The following is a 21,660-nucleotide window of genomic DNA, read 5'->3' as shown; positions in this document are numbered from 1 at the left end:
GAACCGACGCGATATGGCCCTTTATGTCCTTTCTGGTGGCCCCGGAGCCGGCAAGACTACCCTGCTAGCCGCGTTGCGCCACGCCGGCTTTGCCGTGGCCGAAGAAGTGTCGCGCCGGCTGATTCGCGAACAGGTAGCCCTGGGCAGCAGCCAGGTACCGTGGCTGGATTTGGCCGGGTTCGTAGCGCTGGCCCTGGCGCGCATGGTGGCCCAGCACCAGCGGGCCACCATTCACGGCGGCACCACCTTCTTCGACCGGGGCCTGCCCGATTTGCTGGCCTACCTGGAAGTAGCCGGCCAACCGGTCCCGCCCGCCTGCCAGGCGGCGGTGGCGGCCCACCCGTATCAGCCGATGGTATTCATGGCCCCGCCCTGGCCGGAAATTTACGTGAACGACGCCGAGCGCTGGCAAACCTTCGACGAGGCCGTGGCCATTTACCAGGCCCTGCGGCGGGTGTACGGGCGGGCGGGGTACACGGTGCTGGAGCTGCCCCAGGCCACCGTGGCGGCGCGGGTAGCCTTCGTGCGGGCGGCCACCGGACGCTAGCAAAAAGGCACCCCAGCCCGTCGCGCGGGAATTTTCCCTACCTTCGGCGCAGTAAATGGTAGTCGTTTCCGCGGTGCGGGACGGCTTTAAAAGGGAATCCGGTGTAAATCCGGGACAGTCTCCGCTGCTGTAACCTCTACGTAAAACCAGGTCGATAATAGGCGCCACTGTTCCGTCAGGAATGGGAAGGCCATCGGTCCGGGGAGGGAGTCAGAAGACCTGCCGCTTGCTTCATACAGTCACAGCTTTCGGCAGAAAGGCTCGTCGTACCATGCCCAGACCCCCGCTTCCTTCCGGCCGTGCCGGAGGCATACCCGTTTACTTAGCCGCCACCCGTGGCCTCGCGTTAGTTGGTCTGTTGGGCCTGATGGCTCCGGCAGCGCTCAGCCAAACCGCCCGCCCCCCGCAGGCCCGCCCAACCCTGGCGGCGGCTTCCGCTACCAAAGGCCGCACCAGCGTCATTTACGCCAAGGGCTTCTCGATTGGCTACGTCGGCCGGTGCAAGCTCGTCACCATTCGGAGCCCGTTCGAGCGCACCACCACGGTTACGCGCTACTTGCTGGTACCCCGCGGCACGGCGCGCCCCGCCGGCTACGCCGATGCCCACGTTATTGCCACTCCCATCCGTAGCCTAGTGGGCCTCTCGTCTATGCACGTGGCGCTGGCTAGTTTCTTGGGGGCCGAAGATGTGGTGGTGGGCCTGGGCAGCCTCCAGTACGCCTCGGCTCCGAGAGTACGCCAGCGCATTGCCCAAGGCAAGGTGTACGCCGTCGGCCAGGGCAAGGAGCTCAACAATGAGCAGCTGGTGGTCCGGCACCCCGATTTGGTAATGGCCACCGGCTGGCCCGGTGAAAACCTGAGCCGCTTCCAGACGCTGGCCGCCGCTGGGATTCCGGTGATGATTAACTCGGAATGGGTGGAAAGCACGCCGCTGGCCCGCGCCGAGTGGGTGAAAGTGCTGGCCGTGCTGCTCAATAAAGAGGACCTAGTAAACCAGAAATTCGGGCAGGTAGCCCGCGAGTACCAGCGTCTGGCCGCCCTGGGCCGCCGGGCCACCCCGCGGCCCCAGGTGGTCGTGGGCATGCCCTTCAAGGACGTGTGGTACGTACCCGACGCCGACAGCTACATGGCGCAGTTTCTGCGCGATGCGGGCGCGACCTACGCCTGGGACCAGACCAAAGCGCCCCAGGGCAGCCTCGCGCTGTCGTTTGAAACCGTGGCCCCGGTGGCCCTCACGGCCGATTACTGGCTGCAAACGGGCTCGGCAGTTTCGAAGGCCGACATGCTGGCACAGGATGCCCGCTACGCAGCCTTCGCTCCTTTCACCGCCGGGCGGGTGTTCAACAACAACCGCCGCACCAACGCCGAGGGCTCCAACGACTACTGGGAATCGGGGGCCGTCCGGCCCGATTTAGTGCTGGCCGACCTGCTCCGGGTGTTGCACCCCGGGCTGCTGCCCGCCGGCTCGCTTTATTACTACCAGCAACTCAAGTGAGGACTACCACGATGCGGGCGGCCCCGGCCGCCCCGCCGCTAGCCCCCCCACCGGCAGCGGGCATGGGGCGGTCTGCGGCCTGGCTGCTGGTCCTGCTGCTGCTGGTCGGGCTGGGCTTCGTGCTCGATATTGCTCTGGGCTCGGTGGCGGTGCCGCTGCCGGCGGTGGTGCGCATCCTGCTCGGGCAACCGGGCGATACGGCGGCCTGGGAGTTCATTGTTCGGGAAATTCGCCTGCCCAAAGCCCTGACGGCCCTGGCCGTGGGCAGCGGCCTAGCGGTGAGCGGCCTCCAGATGCAGACCCTGTTTCGCAATCCGCTGGCGGGGCCCTCCGTGCTGGGCCTGACTGCCGGAGCCGGATTGGGCGTGGCGGCCGTGATGCTGGCCAGTGGCAGCGTGGCGGGCAGCCTTGCCATCCGGGCCCTGGGCGTGGGCGGCAGCTGGGGCCTGGTACTAGCCGCCACGGCCGGGGCGGCCCTGGTGATGGCCCTGGTGCTGGCGCTGGCCGGGCGCATGCGCGACAACGTGGTGCTGCTCATCGTGGGCATGATGATAGCCAGCGTGACGGGGGCGCTGGTGAGTTTGTGGCAGTATTTCAGCGCCCCCGAGCAGATTCAGGAATACCTGCTCTGGACCTTCGGCTCGCTGGGCGGCGTAACGGGCAGCCACCTAGCCGTGCTGGCCAGCGTGGTAGCGGTGGGCCTGGGACTGGCATTTGGCTCGGCTAAATCGTTGAATGCCCTGCTGCTGGGCGAGAATTACGCGCGGAGTATGGGTCTGGTGGTGGGCCGCTCCCGCCTGCTCGTTATTCTGAGCACCAGTTTGTTGGCGGGATCCATTACGGCGTTTTGCGGCCCTATTGGTTTCGTGGGCATTGCCGTGCCCCACCTCACCCGGGCCCTGCTGCGCACCGCCGACCACCGGGTGCTGCTACCCGCCAGCTGCCTGGCCGGGGCGGCCCTCACCCTCGGCTGCGACTGCATCGCACAGCTGCCCGGCAGCCAAACCACCCTGCCCCTGAGCGTGGTTACCTCGCTGCTGGGCGCGCCGGTGGTGCTGTGGGTGGTGCTGCGCCGCCAAAATATCCGTTCCTCGTTTTCCTGAGTTTCATGCGCTCTGCTACTCCGCTGCTGACCGCCGAGGACCTGACGGTGGGTTATTTCGGCCGCAAAAAAATGCCCCGCCCGGTGGCCGGCTCCCTGCGCCTGGCGCTGTGGCCCGGCGAGCTGGTGTGCTTGTTGGGGCCAAACGGGGCCGGCAAATCGACGCTGCTGCGCACGCTAGCCGGCTTGCAGCCCCCCCTCGGCGGCCAGCTCCGGCTGGGCGACCAGGAGCTGACGAGCCTGAACGCGCCGGCGCGGGCGCGGCAGCTCAGCGTGGTGCTCACCGACCGGGTCGAGGGCGGCAACCTCACCGGCCGCGAGCTGGTGCGGCTGGGGCGGCACCCCCACACGGGCTGGCTTGGGGGCCTGTCGGCCCACGACGAAGCACAGGTGCAGGCGGCCCTGGTAGCAACTGGCACCGAGGTCCTGGCCCACCGCCCGGTAGGCGAGTTGAGCGACGGGGAGCGGCAAAAAATCCTGCTGGCCCGCGCCCTGGCCCAGGATACGCCCCTGATATTACTCGACGAGCCCACCGCCCATCTCGACCTGCCCAACCGCGTGGCCCTCATGCGGCTGCTTCACCGCCTGGCCCGCCAAACCGGCAAGGCCATCCTGCTCTCTACCCACGAGTTGGATTTGGCCCTGCAAGCCGCCGACCGGGTGTGGCTGCTGTCGGCCGAGGGGGCGCTGCGCACGGGCACTCCCGAAGATCTGGTGCTGAGCGGAGCCTTCGCGGCGGCGTTTGCCCGTGAGGGGCTGGCCTTCAATCCGGCCACCGGCACCTTCGAGTTGCACGCCCCCACGGGCCCGCCGGTGCAATTGGTCGGCGACGGGGCCGCGGCCTTCTGGACGCGCCGGGCGCTGGAGCGCGAGGGGTTCGTGCCCACGGCCGCCCCCGCCGCCTGGCGCGTCACGGCCACCCTCGCTCCCCCCCGCTGGACCAGCCAGTTAGCCGGCGGCCCCGAACATTCGCACGACTCGATGAGCGCCTTACTCCGCGCTTTGAATCAGATTTCTACCCCATAGTTCCGTGAGTTATCCGCACCCTCCCGCATTTTCTTCCTGCTTTCTGATTGACCAGCTTATGCAACCCAACACCTTTCGCAGCAGTAACGCAACGCCCCGCTTTGGCGCGGCACTGGCGCTGGGCACGTTCCTCGTGGCCGGCCCATTCCGCCCCGCTCAGGCGCAGGCTCCGGCCGATACCCTCCGCCGCCAAAGCCTGAGCGAGGTGGTAGTAACGGCCACCCGCACGGCCACTGAACGCGGCAAAATCCCGCAGCAGCTCCAGGTTATCAGCCGCCAGGACATCCAGCAGACCCCCACCCAGGACTTTACCGACGTGCTGAAAAAGAATGCCTCGGTCGATGTAATCCAGTATCCCGGCCTGCTGGCCGGAGTGGGCATCCGCGGCTTTCGGCCCCAAACGGGGGGGCTGAACCAGCGGGCACTGCTGCTGGTAGATGGCCGGCCGGCTGGTACCAGTAACCTGGCCACCCTCGATTTGAACAGCGTGGAGCAGGTAGAAGTGCTCAAGGGGCCAGCTTCGGCCCTGTACGGTTCGCAGGCGATGGGCGGGGTCGTGAACGTGGTTACGCGCAAATCGCGTGGGGCCGTCCGGTCGTCGCTGTTCACCGAATACGGCAGCTTTCAAACCTTTAGAGTCGGCGGGGCCACTGGGGGCAATATCACCCAAAAGCTGGATTTCGACCTCTCCTTTGGCTTGTTCGATCGGGCCCAGGACTACAAGCTGGGCAGGGGCGGCGTGTTCCGGGGCTGGCTCAACGGCGACAACGCCACCAAAACCTACGCCAACGACAGCAGCGCCCAAACCGACGACCGCCGCGCCGACGGCCAGCGTCGCCAGTTCACCAAACTCGGCTACTACTCCGGCGCGTTGCGCCTGGGCTACCAGCTAAGCAGCCGCTGGCGCGTAGACGTGCGGGGCGAACGGTTCGTGGCCCGCAACGTGGAGTCGCCGAACGATGTTTTTTACGGCAACCTGGGGCCTTCGAGTAAGCATATTGAGCGGCAGAACATCGACCTGAGCGCCACCGGCACCTACGCGCGCCACGAGCTGTTCGTGCGCGGTTACGCCTCCCAGGAAACCAACGACAACAACACACTGGCGGGGGCTAAAAACGTGCCCATTGTGCCCTACCGCTCGTTCCAGAGTCAGTACGTGTGGCGGGGCTTGCAGGTGAAGGACGTGCTGACGCTGGGCCGCCAGCGCCTGACGGTGGGCCTCGACCGCAACGAAGCCACAAGCAACTCGCAACGCTTCAACGCCACCAGCGTCGCCATTGCGCCTTTCAACCCCAACTACGAGTTGAATACGACTGGCCTCTACGCCCAGGCGCAGCTGAGCCTGCTGGCGGAAAAGTTGATTCTGATGCCCGGGGCCCGCTACGATTTCATTACTTACAACGTGAAGCAAACCGACTTGCTGACCACTTTTACGCCCGGCAAAACGACCAATCCGTTTTTTAGCCCCAGCCTGGGGGCGCAGTACGAGCTGCGCCCCGGCCTGCGCGCGCACGGCACCGTTGGGCGGGCCTACGTAACGCCCGACGCCTATAATGTGGCCGGTTACTCCCAAACGGCCCCCAATGCCGCCCGGCAAGTGTCCATCACGACCGGTAATGCCGGGCTGAAAAACGAGAGCAGCGTTACCTGGGACGCAGGCCTGCGCTTCGACCGGCCCACCAGCGGCTTCTCAGCCAGCGCGGCTTACTTCGCCACGCAGGTGAAAAACCGCATCACCACCCGCACCGTCAACCCCGTGGGCGAAACTACCACCGAGGGCTACCTAGTGCGGGCCCGCACGACCTACGTCAACGCCAACGACAGCCGCATCCGGGGCCTGGAGTCCGAAGCCGGCTACGACTTCGGGGTGGCCGCCGACAACCGCTATTCGTTGCGGGTATTTGCCGGGGGCACCCGCATTTTTACGGCGGAAGACGTGACCAATGCCACTGATGGCACCCAAACCACCCGCGTCATCTTCAACGTAGCCCGCCTGAGCGGCAACTACGGCGTGGCCTTCGACAACAACCGCGGCCTGCGCGCCCGCCTGGGCGGCCACTACGTGGGCCGCCGCCGCGACACTGATTTTACGGATGTGCAGTCGCCGCAGATAGAATACCCGCGCTACATGACCCTCGACTTCTCGGCGGGCTATACTCTGGCCCAAAAGCACACGCTGGCGGTGTTAGTTAACAACCTGACCGACGAAAACTACTACGAGAAGCGCGGCTACAACCTGCCCGGCCGCACCATCACGGGCCGCTACACGCTCACTTTCTAGCCCATGCTCACCTACATTTCGGGCGGGCAGCGCTCGGGCAAGAGCCGGTACGCCCAGCAGCTGGCCCTGCAACTCAGCCCCGCGCCCGTGTACCTGGCCACCTCGCGGGCCTGGGACGACGACCACCGTCAGCGCATTGCCCGCCACGTAGCCGACCGCGACGCCCGCTGGACCACCTGGGAGGAGGAAAAGTACCTGAGCCGCCGCGACCTGACGGGCCGCACCGTGGTACTGGACTGCGTAACGCTCTGGCTGACCAATTTTTTCGCCGACGCCGCCTACGACGTGGCCGCCACGCTCCGGCAGGCGCAGGAAGAATTCGACCAGCTAATGCGGCAGGACTGCACGCTGGTGGTTATTTCCAACGAAATCGGGATGGGCCTGCACGCGCCCACCGAGGCGGGCCGCAAGTTCGCCGACTTGCAGGGCTGGCTCAATCAGCATATTGCCCAGCGGGCCGACCGCGCCATTTTCATGGTGTCGGGGCTGCCGCTGGTGGTAAAGTAAGTCCTTTTTCAACCTCAATTATCCTCATGAAAATCTACACTAAAAAGGGCGATGCCGGCACCACGGGCCTGTTCGGCGGTTCGCGCGTACCCAAAGACGACGTGCGCGTGGAGTGCATGGGTGACCTGGACGAGGCCAACTCCACATTGGGCCTACTGCGCGTGAAGCTGGGCCCGGACCACGCCTGGCAGCCGCAGTTGCACCGCATCCAGAAGGATTTGATGGATATGATGTCGCACCTGGCGCGGCCCTCGGACGCCAAAAAAGTGAACACCAACCCCATGCCCGCCGACGGGGCGCAGTTCTGCGAGGAGTGGATTGACGAGCTGGAGGGCCAGATGACCTCGCCCTCCGACTACTTCCTGCTACCCGGCGGCAACGAGCTATCGGCCCTGTGCCACGTGGTGCGCACCCAAATGCGCCGGGGCGAGCGGCGACTGGTAAGCCTGATGGCCACCGACGAGGTGAACCCGGTGATTCCGGCCTACATCAACCGCCTGTCGGATTTGTTCTTTACCCTGGCCCGGGCCGAGATGGACAAGGCCGGCGTGGCCGAGGAGAAATGGCAGCTGTTCCTCTACAAGCGCTTCAAGCGCCCAGAAGACGCCCCTAAACCCCAAGAGCCCACCGCATGAGCTGGCACATCCTCCCCCCCGACTCCGCGCTGAGCACCGCCATTCAGCACAAAATCGACACCAAAACCAAGCCGGTGGGCGCGCTGGGCGAGTTGGAGGCGCTGGCCCGGCAGGTGGCCCTGGTGCAGCAAACCCTCACGCCGCAGCTGCGCCAACCGCACCTGGTGGTGTTTGCCGCCGACCACGGTATTGCAGAGGCTGGCGTGAGCCAGTATCCGCCCGAAGTGACGCACCAGATGGTGCGCAACTTCGCGGCGGGTGGCGCGGCAATCAACGTGTTCTGCCGCCAAAACGGCCTGGCCCTCACCATCGTGGATGCCGGGGTGCGCGGCAGCTTCGCGGACCTGCCCGCCGTGCGCGACCAGAAAATAGCCGAGGGCACCCGCAACTTTTTGCACGCGCCGGCCATGACTCCCACCCAGTGTCAGGAGGCGCTGCAACGCGGGGCGCGCCTCGTGGATGAGCTGCACGAGGGCGGCTGCAACGTGCTGGGGCTGGGCGAAATGGGCATCGGCAACACCTCGTCGGCCGCCGTGTTGCTGCACCAGCTCACGGGCCGGCCGCTGGCCGAGTGCGTGGGCCGCGGCACCGGCCTCGACGCGGCGGGACTTGCCCGCAAGCTGGCCACCCTCACGCGGGCTGTGGCCGCCCACCCCGCCGTGGGCCTGGAGCCGCTGGCGGTGCTGGCAACTTTCGGCGGCTTCGAAATTGCGCAGCTGTGCGGGGCCATGCTGCGGGCCGCCGAACACCGGATGCTGCTACTCATCGACGGCTTTATCGCCTCGGCGGCGCTGCTGGTCGCGGCCCGGCTGGCCCCGGCGGTGTTGGCCTACTGCGTGTTCTGCCACGAGTCGGACGAGCTGGGGCACCGCCTGCTGCTGGCCGAGCTGGGTGGCCGGCCCCTGCTACGGCTGGGCCTGCGCCTGGGCGAAGGCACCGGCTGCGCCCTGGCCTACCCGCTGGTGCAGGCCGCCGTGGGTTTCCTCAACGAAATGGCGTCCTTCGAAAGCGCCGGCGTACCGGATGACTCCGGCGCGTAAGTATCTTGTCGGCCCATGAACTCCTTGCTCCGGCACCATCTGCGCCTGCTGCTGCTGGCCGTGCAGTTTTATACCCGCCTGCCAATACCCGCCTGGGTGGGCTACTCCGACGAGCTGCTCAATAAAGCCACCATCTACTTCCCGGTTATCGGCTGGCTGGTGGGGGGAGTGGCGGCGGCCGTGTACGCGGGCGGGCGGCTGCTTTTTCACCAGAACGACGTGGCACTAGTCCTGAGTCTGGGGGCCGGCATTTTGCTCACCGGGGCCTTCCACGAGGATGGTTTTGCCGACACCTGCGACGGGTTCGGGGGCGGCTGGACCAAGCTGCGCATCCTCGAAATCATGAAGGACAGCCGCCTCGGGACCTACGGGGTAGTAGGGCTGCTGCTGCTGCTGGCCCTCAAGCTCGCGGCGTTGCGCGGCTTGTCGCCCGCCGGGGTTAGCATCGCGCTGTTGGTGGCCCATCCGCTGAGCCGGGCCACGGCGCTGACCTGTATTTTCAGCCACCAGTACGCCCGCGAAAACGAGGACAGTAAGGCCAAGCCGGTGGCCAAAAAGATCAGTCGGATGGAATTGGCCGCGGGGTTGTTGCTCGGGGCGCTGCCGCTACTAGTATATGCGGGCTGGGCGGGTAGCCCCGCCGCATTGCTGGTGCTGGTGCCTGTATTCGCCGTCAAAACCTACCTGGCCCGCTACTTCCAGCGCTGGATTAACGGCTATACCGGCGACTGCCTGGGAGCCATTCAACAAGCAACGGAGGTCACGGTGTATCTGTTTTTCCTTATCCTAACGACATGGAGCTCACTTTAGTCCGCCACACCGCCGTACAAGCGCCCGGTATCTGCTACGGCCATCACGATGTGCCATTGGCCGATACCTTCGCCGCCGAGGTAGCAGGGTTACGCACCCGACTGCCCCCGGCCAGCGGCCAGCGCATCTTCAGCAGCCCAGCCCTGCGCTGCCTGACGTTGGCGGCCGAGTTTACGACGGACATCATCCCCGATGAACGCCTGCGCGAAATGCACTTCGGGACTTGGGAAAACCGCGCCTGGAACGAGTTGCCGCCGGCGGAAACCGCGCCCTGGATGGCCGACTACGTCACGTTGGCCCCGCCCGGCGGCGAAACATTCGGCGCCGTGCAGCAGCGTGCCGGGGCGTTTCTAGCGGAGCTGGTAGCAGGGCATGACCAAACGCCTGCACTGTTATTCACGCACGGAGGTACCATTCGGGCAATACTGTGTCACTGCCTGGAAATTCCGCTACGCAACGCATTTCAGCTACGGATTGATTTCGCATCTATTACCAAGCTCAACTACCAACATGAGCGCTGGAACCTATCTGCATTCAATAGCTGAACTGAATAACTGATATTACGCACCATATTGGCGGGTTGCTTGGAAAGGGCCTTTTTGGAAGAAGCTGAAGGGGCTTTCTGAAGTGTAGACGCAATCGGTGCGTAACATCAGTAAATAAATACGATGGTTCCTTAAACACGGTCCTTTCATTTAAACGAGGATTTTAGGAGGAGTTGGCCATCTCCACCATAAGTCCGGTCGGAGAAATGGTTTAGTAAGCTTACATCGTAAATGTTTGTTGCCACTGGATTTCCAAGCTGTTTTATGAGCCATAGCATAGTGGAAAAGGAGCGTAGGGTAGACGGCGTTCTTTCCTCCAGAGAGTCAGCCTAACTTTTACTCACCATCCTGACGCGAACTGGTCGTTGCATTAACCTGTCCGAAGGCAAACGGGCTCTGTTCAATTGAAGGAGGACAAATAGCGCACGAAGCTCGCTCATCGAGCAAGGCGCACACTTGGTCGATGGTCAATACTCCCTGGATAAAGTGCACCAGCAAACGCCGTTCGTAGAAGTTGGCAGCAATGGAAGTGCCGTTCGTTAGGCTCAGGCAGCCCTTCACAGCCCGGCACCGCTGGGGTTCGTGGTCTGTCATCGGCCAAATTCCCAACATTCAGACCTGGCTTAGCGGTAGCCGAAGGGAAAACCGATGTTGAAGTAGGGCAGCAGCTTTTTCGCCACATCCGAGTACATCAGGCTCACGTCGATGGGGCCCAGGAAGGAATTCAGGCCCAGGCTTAGGGCCCCGCCGTAGGCCAGGCGGGCGGGTTGCGGGCGCGCCTGATTGGAGATAAAGCCATAGTAGAGCATATTGGCTTTGGCCGTCAGGAAAACCTTCGGGCTCAGGGCATACTGATAGCCCACGAGCCCGGCCAGGGCACTGCCGGTATAGAGGCCGGTTTCGGGCAGGCCGGCGAACGTGAGCTGGTTGCGCAGTACGCTGCTGAGGCCACCGACCACGAAGTCGTTGGCGATGGCCTGGCGGTAGCGCCGGTTCACGCCCCCCTGCAGCTGCAGCTGCAGCGTGGCCCGCTTGGTCAGCGGCAGGTACTGCTCCACGTTCAGCCGGGAGTGCTCGTAGGGCCGGAAGGAAAGGTTGGCCGACTGTTCGGTGCCGATTACTACGGTGTCGCTCAGCAGCTTAAAAGCAGGCCGCTGCTGATACACCCAGCCGTATTCGACCTCAATTTTGCGGCCGTAGGTGGGATAGGCGACGGCATTGAGCGTATTGGCCTCGTAAAACACGTAGCTGTTGAGCAGGCTGATGCGGCCGTCGAGCTGAAGGCGCGAGGTAATTTCGGGGGCAAAGCGGCCGTACTCGTAGCGCGTGCCCAGGCCCACGGCGCGGTTGCGGTCGAGCAGGCGGAGCAGTTGCGCGTTGGCCAGCACGTAGCTCTGAGTGTAGAGGCCCGCTTTCTTAAAGCTGGGGCTGTACGTGGTGATGCTAACCCGCTCGCCCTGGGCCAGCAGGCGGCCCACCAGGCGCTGCTGGGGGCCCAGGTACTGCACGTGCTTGAGGCGCAGGCGCGGGTTTTCGCCGATGTTGACCGCTACCTGGCTGGTGGAAGCGGGCGCAAACTTGTCCTGGACAGTCAGGCTGCCGATGAGGCCGATACTGGTCAGCGAGTTGTAGTGCAGGCCCAGCCCCACGCGGGCTGCCGGAGCCGGCTCGGCATCAAGCACGAGCCGGGCCGACGAGTCGGAGGCGGGCAGCAGCGAATAGGTGATTTTGCGAAACGCCCGGGTGCCAAACGCGTCGCGGATGGCGGCCGACAGCTGCGGGGCCGAGTAGTAGCGCCGGGGCCGCAGCCGCAGTTGCCGCCGCAGCAGGGCCTCGGCGGCCGGGGCCAAGCCCTGCACCGCATAGTCCTCGATGTAAACCGAGTCGGCGCGCGGCGCGGCGGGCGGGTAGGCCGGGGCCGGCCCGTAGCGCGCATCCAGCGAATCGCGCAGCGCCTTGAGCTGCGCGAATACCGCCCGCCCCCGCCGCACACCCAGCGCCGTGATGGGGGCGGCGGCCGAGAAACTGCCACTGGAATAGTCGCCCAGCGGATAGTCGACGTAGATGTCGCACAAGGACTTCTGGGCCTGGAAATCCGCGTTATCCTTGAAAGAAGAAATCTGGAGCAACACATCGACGGGGCTGCGCAGGCTGGCTTCGGTGTAGGCCCCGGCCGACACGTTGCTGCCGATGATGACGTCCGCGCCCATGGTCTTCACTTCCGACACCGGAAAATTGCGCACCACCCCGCCATCGACCAGGCGGTGCCCCTGGTACTGCACCGACGTAAACACCGACGGAATAGCCATGCTGGCCCGGATGGCCGCCACGACTTCGCCGGAGCGCAGCACCTGCGGCTCGCCGGAAATGATGTCCGTGGCCACGCACCGAAACGCGCGCTTGAACTGACTGAAATTCTTGATTCTGTAATACGGGAAGAATAATTCGCTGAGCTTGAGCCACAGCTCTTCGGATTCAATCACGCCGTTCGGCAGCTGAAACTTGCCCTTGACGACTGGCAGCTCGACCAGGTAGCGCCCGAAGTCATCCTTGCCCGGCAGCGTAATCGTGCTTAGCTGGGCCGCGTTGGTAAGCAGCGCGTCCCAGTCGAGCCCCTGGGCTATCTGCTCAATCTCGGCCCCCGAGTAACCGGCCGCGTAGAGCGAGCCAACCACGGCCCCCATGCTGGTGCCGGTCACGTAATCAACCCGCACCTGGGCCGAGTCCAGGGCCTTGAGCAGGCCGATGTGGGCCAGCCCGCGGGCTCCGCCGCCGCTCAGCGTCAGGCCGATGCGCGGCCGTTGCGTTGGGGCCTGGGCCCTGCCGGCGCTGGTACCGAGCAGCAACAGCGCCAGCAGCAGCAACCCCAACCAGCGCTGGGGCGGAATGGGATTGGCGGGCGGTCGGTAGTTATGCTTCATGGGAAGGAGTTGAAGGGGGAGAAGGCTGGGGAAGGGCAAAAACCAGGCTTACGCCGCTTTCTTCTCTTTTTTGGGCTTCTTGACTGGTGCCCCAATGTGGTGCTGGAGCAGCAAGCCTTGGAGCTGCTCGATGAGCGTGCCGTACACCGTGGCGTTGTCCTGGGGCAGGGTGTAGGCGCGGAAGGCGATGCTCATGCCGCCGGGTACCAGGGCCACGATGCCCAGAATGGGGGCGGGGTTGGGCAGCACCTGCGGATGGCCCGCGAGCAGCGGCAGGGCGAGGGCGCGCAGCACAGTGAGGTTAGTTTGGCCCTCCACGTCCAGCAGCACCTCTACCAGCACCTGTTTTTCAGCGGTTTTATTGACCAGGATGCTGTTGGAGAGGGCACCGTTGGGCAGAATAATGGTGTCGCCCTGGGGCGTGGTCAGGATGGTGTTGAAGATGTGAATGGCCTTCACCACGCCGGTCTGGCCCTGGGTCACGACCAGGTCGCCGGGCTCGAAGGGCTTAAACATCAGAATAAGCACCCCGCCGGCAAAGTTAGCCAGCGTGCCCTGCAAGGCCAGGCCCACGGCCAGCCCCGCCGCCCCGAGCACGGCCACGAACGAAGTGGTTTGCAGCCCGACCATGCCCGCCACGCTGATGACCAGCAGCACCTTGAGCACCACGCTTACCATACTCGTCAAGAAGCCGCGTAACGACACGTCCAGGCTCGCCATAGCGCGCGACGCCAGGCGGCTCACCTGCCGGATAATCCACCAACCCATGACCAGCACCGCCAGGGCCATGGCCACGCGCGGCAGGTAGAGCAGAACCATAGCCTGCAATTGCTCGGAGTAACTTGAAAGACGTTCCATGGGCGTAGAAAGGGTTAAAAGAGCGTTGGAATTGAAAGAGGGTTTAGCAGAATAGCTAGGGGCAGGGACCAGGATACGGGGCGAAGAGGCTAGCGCAAGCCCAGGACGGTCACGCTGACCGGATTGAACAGCCCGGCGTCGCTGCTGTACCAGAGGTCGACGCGGCTGATGCGGCGGCCGTTCAGGCGCTGCAGGCTAAGCGGGGCACTGTCGCGGCCCGCCACCAGGCGGTAGCGCAACGGCAGACTAACGGCCGGTCCGGAGTCGAAGCTCACCAGCAAGTGGTCCAGGGTCAGGGCCCGGTTGTTGACCCGCAGTTTAAGGTAGCGGAAACGCTGGTTGGCCCCGCTCAAGGATGCGCCAGCCTGTCCGGCTGGCCGGCGCAATGCAATAGTGGCCACGGGAACCCAGCTGTTGACGGGCGGACGCGGCGGCTGAATGGGTGGCCGGGGCGGCTGCGGGCGCGTTGGCTGGGTGGGCGGCTGCGGGCGCGTTGGCTGGGTGGGTGGCTGGGGCCGCGGGGGTTGAACTACTACTTGCGCTACGCCGGGCCGGGAAGCCAGGAGCGCGCTCAGCAGCACGCAAAAGACGAGAGACCTTTTCATCAGCAGAGGAAAATAGGCCAGCGGTGGCCAGCGGTGAGTGGTTGAAAAATGACGGGCTAATCGACGCTTTTGCAGCGGCCCTGGCTGAACCGAGGCCGTACCCCTACCCTATCCTTTGCGTTAGCGCACGCCTTCCCAGGCCCGGAGTTCCTTCGTATGCGGATTGGTCTGCAGTTGCGAATTGGTATTGAGCAGCATCGTCTGGCGCTCGGCGGGGGTATAGGGAGCCCAGCCGGGGCTGCCCGTTTTAGCAAACGCCACCCAGGCGTCCTGCATCTTCTCGGCCAGCTCGGCGGGGCCTCCCTCGGGACCCAGCATGCCGCGCGGCCCCGTTACCAACGCCCGCTGGTTGAAGACAAAGGGCAGCCCGAGCCCGTGGTAGGCCCCGTAGGTGCCGCCGGCCACCGAGGAGGGCCAGGCAAACTCGTACATGTAGGTGCGGCCGGGCTGGCGGGCGTGGGCATCGGCCAGCCGCACGGAGGGCACCTGAAACTGGTAGGCCGTGGCCATGGCCGACAGCAGCTGGCCCGGACTTTTGGCGGGATACGCCTGCTTGTACACGGTAATCAGGGCTGCCGGCGCCGGGTGGAGCCGCTTCGCGGCCAGGGTCAGCACGAAGTTGGACTTGACTTTTTTTAGCAGCCCGGTCGGAATCAGGAAATAATTGGCCTCGTCGGAGTTGTAGCCCACCAGCACGTCCACGGCGCTACCGGCTCCCTGCTGCACGCTGGTCAGGGGCACGGCGGGCACGATGTCGCCGTCAATCACCGGAAAGTAGAGCACCGTGCCCGAGCCCGGGTCGGGGTAATCCTGGGTGGCGAGCTTCACCATTTTGGGCGTCACTTTTCGTTGGGCGGCCAGCAGCTGCTCGGGCGTAAAGCGGCGGTAAGCCTCGGCCGTATTCTTGATTTTGAGCACCTGAGCGTACTTGGCCGCGATGCGGTCGGCCTGCTCGCCGCTGAGTACGGCCTGGCCCGAGCCGCTCATCAGAATAGCCCGCCGAAACAGGCCCTCGGCGGCGGGGCTACCCAGCAGCGTGGCCACGCTCATTGCCCCGGCCGACTCGCCGCAGATGGTTACGTTGGCCGGGTCGCCCCCGAAGCGGGCAATGTTGGCCTGCACCCAGCGCAAAGCGGCCAGCTGGTCGCGGATGCCCAGGTTGGACGGCACGCCCTTGATTTTCAGGAAGCCCTCAATGCCCAGCCGGTAGTTGAGCGATACCAGCACGACACCTTTTTGGGCGAAAGTCGTGCCGTCGTAGACCGGCACGTCGCCGGAGCCCACCACAAACGCGCCCCCGTGAATGAACACCAGCACGGGCCGGGCGGGGCCATTCAGGGCGGGTGTCCAGATGTTGGTGGTCAGGTAATCGTCGCCCTTCACCCAACCCGCCCCGAACAGGGGCTGGTCGTCCATCACCCCGGCGGGCGGGCGGTTATACGGCGCGGTGGGGCCGGGCTGGGTCGCATCGCGCACGCCCGGCCAGGGCTGGTGCGGGGCCGGCGCCGCAAAGCGCAGCTCCCCCACGGGCGGGGCAGCGTAGGGGATGCTCTTGAACACGAGCACGCTCCCCACGCGCTGTCCCCGGACCTGACCCGCCTCCGTAGTTGCTACCAGCCCGTCGTTGTTGGCCTGGGCCGGGGCCGCGGGGCTCCGGCCCAGCAGCAAGCTCAGAAGTAAGAGGGCAGTTGCTAATCCTTTCATAGCATGTAAAGGCTGGAGGATGGAGGCTGGATGGAGGCTGGATGTGCCCTTGAGACAGTCAGGAACGGGGGCCGGGGGATGGCGGCCCGGGGTTCAGCGGGCGCCCAATAGGACGTCCTTATTGCGTAGCCACAGGGCCCGGTCGACCAACTCGGTAGATTTTTTAGTAAAGCGCAGGCTCCCCAGGTTGAGGCCGATACCGGCCACCAGTAAGGCAATGCCACCCACCCGCTGGTCTTTGCGAATGACGACGCTGCTTACCAGCGCCGCGATGGCTCCCGCCCCCAATAGGCGGCTCACGGCCCGGTCTTGCCGGCCCTGCCGGTACAGGTCGCTGGTTACGCCAGCGGCAAACTCCGTCTTCAGCTTGCGAAACGGCAGCTGCCTGCCGCCCATGATGTACCTGTCGCCATAGCCGTAAATCGTGCGGGTGTCGTAGACCCGCACCAGCGAGTCGCGCGATATTCCGGCCTGGGCAGGCACCTGGGCAGCGGCAGACAAGGTCCATCCCAGCAACAAAATAAGCAGCGATACCAGGCCAACCTGGGTCAGTAGTTTGCACATACCAGAGGGGTTTTTAGCGTCACCTGGGAAAAGTCAGCTGGTACATGAAGAGCTCGGCGCACCGGCTCTTGCGGCGTGGGGCCAACCCCACGCGGGCTGCTAGCCAGCCGCTCTCGACCGTAATACTATGGCCTCCTATTGGGGTAAGCAAGGCCGCCTGGTGGTATCCTGTTACATATTGCAATATGTAACAGGATACCACCCTATAGCTGGCGGCAGCAGCAGTAATAGTCTGGTTTAAAGTTTATTAACCTATAAATGTTTGCGTTCATAACGGCCGGTCTGCCCGGTGCCGGAGCCAGGTCGGGAAGTGCTTAGCGAGGTAAAGGGTTGGGGCCGGACTTTAAAAAACTTCTTATATTACTAGGCATAGATATTCCAACAGCAACCGCCTGCGGCGATGACCAGCTAGCGGGTCGCCGTTTCTGGCACTGGGCACACGCTTGTGGCCCTAACCCTGCGCCCGTATGATACCGGATTTGCCTTCCATGGACCACGCCGAACTACTGACCGTGTTCATGTTCGTGTGTGCTTTTGTCGGAACGCTGGTCAGCCTTATCCTGGCGTTCGTGAGTCCGGTGCTGCGCCACGCCAACCGCCTGCTGAGCGTGTCGCTGTTCAGCGTGGCCTTGTTTGCCCTGACCAGCGCGCTGCTCATTAACCACTCCATTTTCCTGGTCCCGCACCTGTTCCGGGTAAACATGCCGCTGCACTACCTGGTCGCGCCCTGCGCCTACCTCTATGTGCGGGCGGTGCTGTACCGGGAAATCAGGTTTCGCCGTTTCGACTGGCTGTTTTTCGTGCCCTTCGGGCTGCACACGCTGGAGCTGCTGCCGTTTTTGCTGCACAGCGCCGCCTACAAGTACCAGTACCTGGAGGGGCTGCTGGTGGATGTGGCGGGCGTCACCAAGCAGCAGGAAGGGCTGCTGCCGGCCTACTATCATCCGGTACTCAAGATGGTCTTTGGCACGGCCTTCGTGCTGCTGCAATGGCGGCTGCTATGGCAATTCAGCCGCCGGGCAGACGCGGCCAGCCGCCACGAAAACCACGCGCTGCTGCGCTGGCTCCGGCTTTTCACCCTGCTCAACACCCTGCTCTACCCGCCCGTGCTGCTGGCCATGGTGCTGCCGGTCCATAATACGTACGCGACCGTGTTCGCCGTTTGCGCGCTGGGCAGCTACCTGCTGGTGACTTCTACCCTGCTGTTCTTTCAGCCCCAGATACTGTACGGACTGCGCCAGCTGCCGGCAGCGCCCCGGGCCGCTGTAGCCGGGGCGCCCGCCTCGACGGCACCCGACCTTGCCAGGAAGGAAGACCCGGCGCGGGCCCACTCGCTGAGTGAGGAGCGCCGGGAGGCGTATCGCGCCCTGCTGGAGGGGCACATGCAGCAGGAGCCCTTTCGGCGGAAGGGCTATACTATCAAGGACCTGGCGACTGAAATCAGCGTTCCGCCCCACCTGCTTTCGGCCCTCATCAACCAGGAGTACCGAATGAATTTCAGCGACTTTCTCAATCGCTACCGGGTGGACTACGTCAAGGCGCGCATGGGCCGGGCCGAATGGCGGCAGCTGACGCTGGAAGGGCTGGCCCTGGAAGCGGGCTTCAGCAACCGCACCACCTTTTTCCGGGCCTTCACGAAGCTCGCCGGCTGCACGCCCACCGAGTACCTGGCCCAGATAGCGCCTTCGGCCTGATTATAAGCTAATTGGCCGGCTCCCGCACCGGTAGCTTCGGGCAATGTTGTTACATATTAGAAAGTGTAACGCGATGGGGCCGGACTGGGCTTGTACGCGCCCGGTGAGGGCCCTACGTTTACGGCCGGTTTTCACCTAAAGGACGCGGCAGATGGCATCAGCGGCGGAAATCATGCGCGCCCTCGCGGCATTCAATCGGCTGCCGCCCCCCGCCCAGCTCACCTACGTCTGGGAGCAGGGCTATTACCTGGCGGCCCGGCCGATGGGCGCGGCGGGCCTGGTGCGCGTGTATGAGGTGGACGTTTTTTTCGTGGAAATCAACTTCGCTACCCCCTCCGACTTTGAAATCCTGCGCGCCTTCCACGAGTCCGTTTATCTGCAGCCCTACCTCGACCAGATTGACCTAGCTGGTTTGCTGAGCTAAGCTGACCACGCTACCGGCCCAGAACAACGGAGACAACCACTCCCAAAAGACAATTTATGCACCCTTGCGCGCTTTTAATTGCCCTGAGCCTGCTCGCCACAGCCTGCGCCCCCGCCCGACCGGAGCGCACCCCGCCCACCGCCGCCGAGCCAGCCAGCAGGGGGCCGGTGGGGGCCGTGAAAACCGAGCCCGCCGGCCGCTGGGACGCGTTGCGCCGCCGCGGTGTGGACTTCGTGGCAACGGGCACCGAGCCATTCTGGTCGCTGGAGCTGACGCCGGGGCAAATGCGCTTTCGCACCGTAGCTGGCGCCGACTCGCTGCTTTTGCCGCTGCCCGCCCCCAGCCAGGCCCAGGATGCGCCCGTACTGCGCTACCGGGCCAAAACTGCCGCCGAGGAGCTGATTATAACCATTGCCCAGCGCCCCTGCCAAAACGCCATGTCGGGCGAGATGCTGCCCTACACGGTTACGGTGCAGGCCCAAACGGCCGCCCAGCCGACCGTTCGCTCGTTTGCCGGCTGCGGCCGCTACCTGGGCGACTACCGGCTGCACGACCTCTGGGCCCTCGAATCGATGGATGGGCAAGCCGTAGTGGCGGCCCAGTTTGGCCAGAAAAAGCCGTATCTGGAACTGAACCTGACTACTGAGCAAGTGCTCGGCTTCAGCGGCTGCAACGGCCTGGGCGGCTCGCTGACGCCGGAGCGGGCCGGCCTGCGGTTCGGGACCCTCCGCGGCACGATGATGGCCTGCCCGGCGCTGGCCTTCGAACAAAAATTCCTGAAGGCCCTTTCCGGCCAATCCTTCACGCACCAAATCGAAAACCGCCGGCTGACACTGAAAAACCGGACTAGCACGCTGGTATTCAGAAAATTCGACTGAGCCACTCCTACTTCATCCCTCCACGCTATGCTCTCCAGAATCCTTTTGCTCGGGGCCACGCTACTGGCTGCCGCCTGCCAGGCCACCGGCCCGGCCACCAGCGCCACCGGCCCGGCCACTACCCCCACTACTGCTGACACGACCACCCCGCCCGCCCCGGGCCCGACTTCGGCCGTTACCGAGCCGGCGGGCGGAGGCAGTGAGAAGCTGTTTGCGCACCGCTGGGCCCTGACGGAGGTAGCCGGCCAGCCCGTGGCACCGACCGGCGACGCCAGGGAGGCGCACCTGCTGTTTTTTCCGCCCGACCGCGTGGGTGGTTCTACGGGCTGCAACCGTTTGAACGGCAGCTTCGAGCTGCTGGCTGGGGGCCAGCTGAAGTTCTCCCCGTTGGCCACCACACGCATGCTGTGCCCCGGGCCCGCCGCCGTCGAAACCCGCTTGATACAAGCCCTAGGCACCGTGCAGACCTACTACGTGACCGATGCGGCCCTGGAACTCCGCGCCGGCACGGCCGTGGTGGCCCGGTTTCAGGCCGCCCCAGCAGGTCCGGAAAAGTAAGCGGGCCGCCCCCCTAACTATCCTTTCTTCAACCCCTTAACTTATAACCTGCCAACGCATGAACAAGAATAACTCAGGCCACCTGCTGCTGGCCACGACGCTGCTGGCGCTGCTCAGCGGCTGCGACACCCGCTCAACAACCACCGCCACCTTGCCTGCCGAAACGCCGGAAACGGTGCCTACGGCCCAGCCCCGGCAACTATGCTACCGGCAGGTAATGGGGCGCGATACCACGCTGGTCAATCTGCGTATCAGCGGCACGACTGTAACGGGCGAGCTGGCCGTGCTGCCGGCCGAGAAAGACCGGGCCCGGGGTCCGCTGACGGGCACCTTGACCGGCCAGCAAATTGTGGCCGACTGGCAGCGCACGGGCGAGGGCCAGACGCAGGTGCATGAGGTGCGTTTCACGCTGGCCGGCGACTCGCTGCGCTGGCGCGAGGGTGCCCGGACCGAAGAAAACGGGAAATGGGTGTTGACCAACCCCGACCAGGGCTACCAGTACGTGCTGGGTAAAGTTGCCTGCGCTCCGCAGCCCTGAGCCGGTAGCGAAGGGCTGCGGAGTGTTTCATCGGGCCGGCGGTTGGTCCGGCCCGATGAAGCGCTGCAAATCCTGCAGGTTGCCGTAGCTGGGCCGGATGAAACCCAGAGTAGGGTTGTCGAGGTCGCGGATGGTTTGAATGGTGAGCACGGAAATAACGATGAACAGCACGGGCACGAAATAGTGGCGCGTTTCCTGGGCGTTGTTGGTGAAGCCCACCAGCACGCCAATGGCCCAGGACGAGAGCAGCAGCAGCATGATAATCGAAGTGGGCGTGCCTTCCTGGTTGGAATAGTGCAGCCGGGAGGTGGCAGCGTTGAGCCGGCTGAAGGCGGGCAACAGCCGGCGCAGCTCCTCGACCGGCGGCGGCTGGCTGCCCTGCCCGCTGGCCAGCTGCCCCCAGGCCCGGCGGTAGAGGTTTTCCAGCTGGCGGATGTGGGCCGGGTTGTGGGCAGGCCGGGGGCGGTGCTCGGTCAGCTCCAGGGCCAGAAACTGCTGCAGCAGGTGCCGGACGGCGGCCCCGGTAACGGGCAGCAGCTGGCTTTCCCGGTACAGCTCGCCCACGGCATCCGACGACTCGTGAATCAGGGCCGTGCGCTCCTTGAGCGAATTATTGGACGAGAGCAGCGTAAAGGAAAGCAGCAGGCCGAAGATGGTGATCAGCGCACTTTCAATGCCCGAAGGCTTCCAGATCCGGCCCCGGCGGCGATAATGGACCTCCGCAAACCAGTAGCCGACCGCCACGGCCAGCACCAATGACACCGGATAAGCCAGCGCGAACCAGAAAACCTCGAAAAAGCTACGCATGCGCTCAAAGGGAGAAATAGCCAGCGGCCTTGCCTGGTGAAAATCCCGCGGGCAGGACTGTTTTATCGGCTGTTGGGCAGACAATATAAAACCTTTTCTCTCCCGCCAAAGGGGCTCCGGA

The 21,660-nt window shown here is 64.6% G+C and carries 21 protein-coding genes and 1 riboswitch; of the genes, 15 read left to right on the top strand and 6 right to left on the bottom strand.

Annotation, left to right across the window (positions count from 1 at the left end; translation table 11 throughout):
- Nucleotides 1–13: 13 nt before the first annotated feature.
- The 10 genes from BLW21_RS15430 to BLW21_RS15385 all read left to right on the top strand — a co-directional run bounded on the left by BLW21_RS15430 (nucleotide 14) and on the right by BLW21_RS15385 (nucleotide 9,988).
- Entirely contained in the window at nucleotides 14–547 is a 534-nt protein-coding gene (locus BLW21_RS15430; protein ID WP_092741645.1) for an AAA family ATPase, read from the top strand.
- Between the two features lie 39 nt (nucleotides 548–586).
- Nucleotides 587–788, top strand: a riboswitch (cobalamin riboswitch).
- A gap of 126 nt (nucleotides 789–914) precedes the next feature.
- Entirely contained in the window at nucleotides 915–2,042 is a 1,128-nt protein-coding gene (locus BLW21_RS15425; RefSeq protein ID WP_175470996.1) for an ABC transporter substrate-binding protein, read from the top strand.
- Nucleotides 2,039–3,145 (top strand): FecCD family ABC transporter permease, encoded by a 1,107-nt coding sequence (locus tag BLW21_RS15420; RefSeq protein ID WP_317040237.1) that lies wholly within the window; start codon nucleotides 2,039–2,041, stop codon nucleotides 3,143–3,145. Before BLW21_RS15425 ends, BLW21_RS15420 begins: the two co-directional genes overlap by 4 nt.
- Nucleotides 3,146–3,150: 5 nt before the next feature.
- Nucleotides 3,151–4,170, top strand: coding sequence for an ABC transporter ATP-binding protein (locus tag BLW21_RS15415; protein ID WP_245711919.1), 1,020 nt, complete (start codon nucleotides 3,151–3,153; stop codon nucleotides 4,168–4,170).
- 58 nt (nucleotides 4,171–4,228) lie between these two features.
- Nucleotides 4,229–6,451 carry a TonB-dependent receptor gene (locus BLW21_RS15410; protein WP_092741641.1) on the top strand — a complete coding sequence of 741 codons (2,223 nt, stop codon included), beginning with the start codon at nucleotides 4,229–4,231 and terminating at the stop codon, nucleotides 6,449–6,451.
- A 3-nt stretch (nucleotides 6,452–6,454) separates the two neighbouring features.
- Nucleotides 6,455–6,958 carry a bifunctional adenosylcobinamide kinase/adenosylcobinamide-phosphate guanylyltransferase gene (locus tag BLW21_RS15405; RefSeq protein WP_092741639.1) on the top strand — a complete coding sequence of 168 codons (504 nt, stop codon included), beginning with the start codon at nucleotides 6,455–6,457 and terminating at the stop codon, nucleotides 6,956–6,958.
- A gap of 26 nt (nucleotides 6,959–6,984) precedes the next feature.
- On the top strand, nucleotides 6,985–7,593 hold the full coding sequence (locus tag BLW21_RS15400) for a cob(I)yrinic acid a,c-diamide adenosyltransferase (RefSeq protein ID WP_092741637.1): 609 nt from the start codon (nucleotides 6,985–6,987) through the stop codon (nucleotides 7,591–7,593).
- The gene (gene cobT / locus BLW21_RS15395) at nucleotides 7,590–8,633 is read left to right on the top strand and encodes a nicotinate-nucleotide--dimethylbenzimidazole phosphoribosyltransferase (RefSeq protein ID WP_092741635.1); all 1,044 of its coding nucleotides are present in this window, start codon (nucleotides 7,590–7,592) and stop codon (nucleotides 8,631–8,633) included. The genes BLW21_RS15400 and cobT overlap by 4 nt, the downstream gene beginning before the upstream one ends.
- Before the next feature lie 15 nt (nucleotides 8,634–8,648).
- Entirely contained in the window at nucleotides 8,649–9,443 is a 795-nt protein-coding gene (locus BLW21_RS15390) for an adenosylcobinamide-GDP ribazoletransferase (RefSeq protein ID WP_092741633.1), read from the top strand.
- The gene (locus BLW21_RS15385; RefSeq protein ID WP_092741631.1) at nucleotides 9,428–9,988 is read left to right on the top strand and encodes a histidine phosphatase family protein; all 561 of its coding nucleotides are present in this window, start codon (nucleotides 9,428–9,430) and stop codon (nucleotides 9,986–9,988) included. Before BLW21_RS15390 ends, BLW21_RS15385 begins: the two co-directional genes overlap by 16 nt.
- A gap of 623 nt (nucleotides 9,989–10,611) precedes the next feature.
- Here BLW21_RS15385 and BLW21_RS15375 read toward each other — a convergent pair.
- From BLW21_RS15375 to BLW21_RS15355, 5 genes are all read right to left on the bottom strand, one after another.
- On the bottom strand, nucleotides 10,612–12,909 hold the full coding sequence (locus tag BLW21_RS15375) for a patatin-like phospholipase family protein (RefSeq protein WP_092741627.1): 2,298 nt from the start codon (nucleotides 12,907–12,909) through the stop codon (nucleotides 10,612–10,614).
- 48 nt (nucleotides 12,910–12,957) lie between these two features.
- The gene (locus BLW21_RS15370) at nucleotides 12,958–13,767 is read right to left on the bottom strand and encodes a mechanosensitive ion channel family protein (protein WP_092741625.1); all 810 of its coding nucleotides are present in this window, start codon (nucleotides 13,765–13,767) and stop codon (nucleotides 12,958–12,960) included.
- An 89-nt stretch (nucleotides 13,768–13,856) separates the two neighbouring features.
- On the bottom strand, nucleotides 13,857–14,372 hold the full coding sequence (locus BLW21_RS15365; RefSeq protein WP_139255241.1) for a hypothetical protein: 516 nt from the start codon (nucleotides 14,370–14,372) through the stop codon (nucleotides 13,857–13,859).
- Between the two features lie 120 nt (nucleotides 14,373–14,492).
- Nucleotides 14,493–16,076, bottom strand: a complete 1,584-nt coding sequence (locus BLW21_RS15360; RefSeq protein ID WP_092741621.1) for a carboxylesterase/lipase family protein — start codon at nucleotides 16,074–16,076, stop codon at nucleotides 14,493–14,495.
- A 93-nt stretch (nucleotides 16,077–16,169) separates the two neighbouring features.
- Nucleotides 16,170–16,640 carry a hypothetical protein gene (locus tag BLW21_RS15355; RefSeq protein WP_092741619.1) on the bottom strand — a complete coding sequence of 157 codons (471 nt, stop codon included), beginning with the start codon at nucleotides 16,638–16,640 and terminating at the stop codon, nucleotides 16,170–16,172.
- 467 nt (nucleotides 16,641–17,107) lie between these two features.
- On the opposite strand from BLW21_RS15355, the gene BLW21_RS15350 reads away from it, so the two are divergent.
- The 5 genes from BLW21_RS15350 (at nucleotide 17,108) to BLW21_RS15330 (ending at nucleotide 20,732) form a co-directional block, all read left to right on the top strand.
- A complete protein-coding gene (locus BLW21_RS15350; RefSeq protein WP_092741617.1) occupies nucleotides 17,108–18,334 on the top strand; it encodes a helix-turn-helix domain-containing protein in 1,227 nt (408 codons plus the stop codon).
- A gap of 172 nt (nucleotides 18,335–18,506) precedes the next feature.
- A complete protein-coding gene (locus BLW21_RS15345) occupies nucleotides 18,507–18,758 on the top strand; it encodes a hypothetical protein (protein WP_139255240.1) in 252 nt (83 codons plus the stop codon).
- A 56-nt stretch (nucleotides 18,759–18,814) separates the two neighbouring features.
- Nucleotides 18,815–19,636: an META domain-containing protein gene (locus tag BLW21_RS15340; RefSeq protein WP_092741613.1), complete on the top strand. Its 822-nt coding sequence runs from the start codon at nucleotides 18,815–18,817 to the stop codon at nucleotides 19,634–19,636.
- A gap of 27 nt (nucleotides 19,637–19,663) precedes the next feature.
- A complete protein-coding gene (locus BLW21_RS15335) occupies nucleotides 19,664–20,194 on the top strand; it encodes an META domain-containing protein (protein ID WP_175470995.1) in 531 nt (176 codons plus the stop codon).
- 58 nt (nucleotides 20,195–20,252) lie between these two features.
- Complete coding sequence (locus BLW21_RS15330) at nucleotides 20,253–20,732, top strand: hypothetical protein (RefSeq protein WP_092741611.1); 480 nt, start codon at nucleotides 20,253–20,255, stop codon at nucleotides 20,730–20,732.
- Between the two features lie 27 nt (nucleotides 20,733–20,759).
- Here BLW21_RS15330 and BLW21_RS15325 read toward each other — a convergent pair whose 3' ends face one another.
- Nucleotides 20,760–21,539, bottom strand: coding sequence for a bestrophin-like domain (locus tag BLW21_RS15325; protein WP_092741609.1), 780 nt, complete (start codon nucleotides 21,537–21,539; stop codon nucleotides 20,760–20,762).
- Between the last annotated feature and the right edge of the window lie 121 nt (nucleotides 21,540–21,660).

Source organism: Hymenobacter psychrophilus, assembly GCF_900107135.1.
GTDB classification, from domain to species: Bacteria; Bacteroidota; Bacteroidia; order Cytophagales; family Hymenobacteraceae; genus Hymenobacter; species Hymenobacter psychrophilus.
The sequence above is the reverse complement of the archived record's forward strand: the minus strand, read 5'-3'. Positions and strand labels throughout refer to the sequence as shown.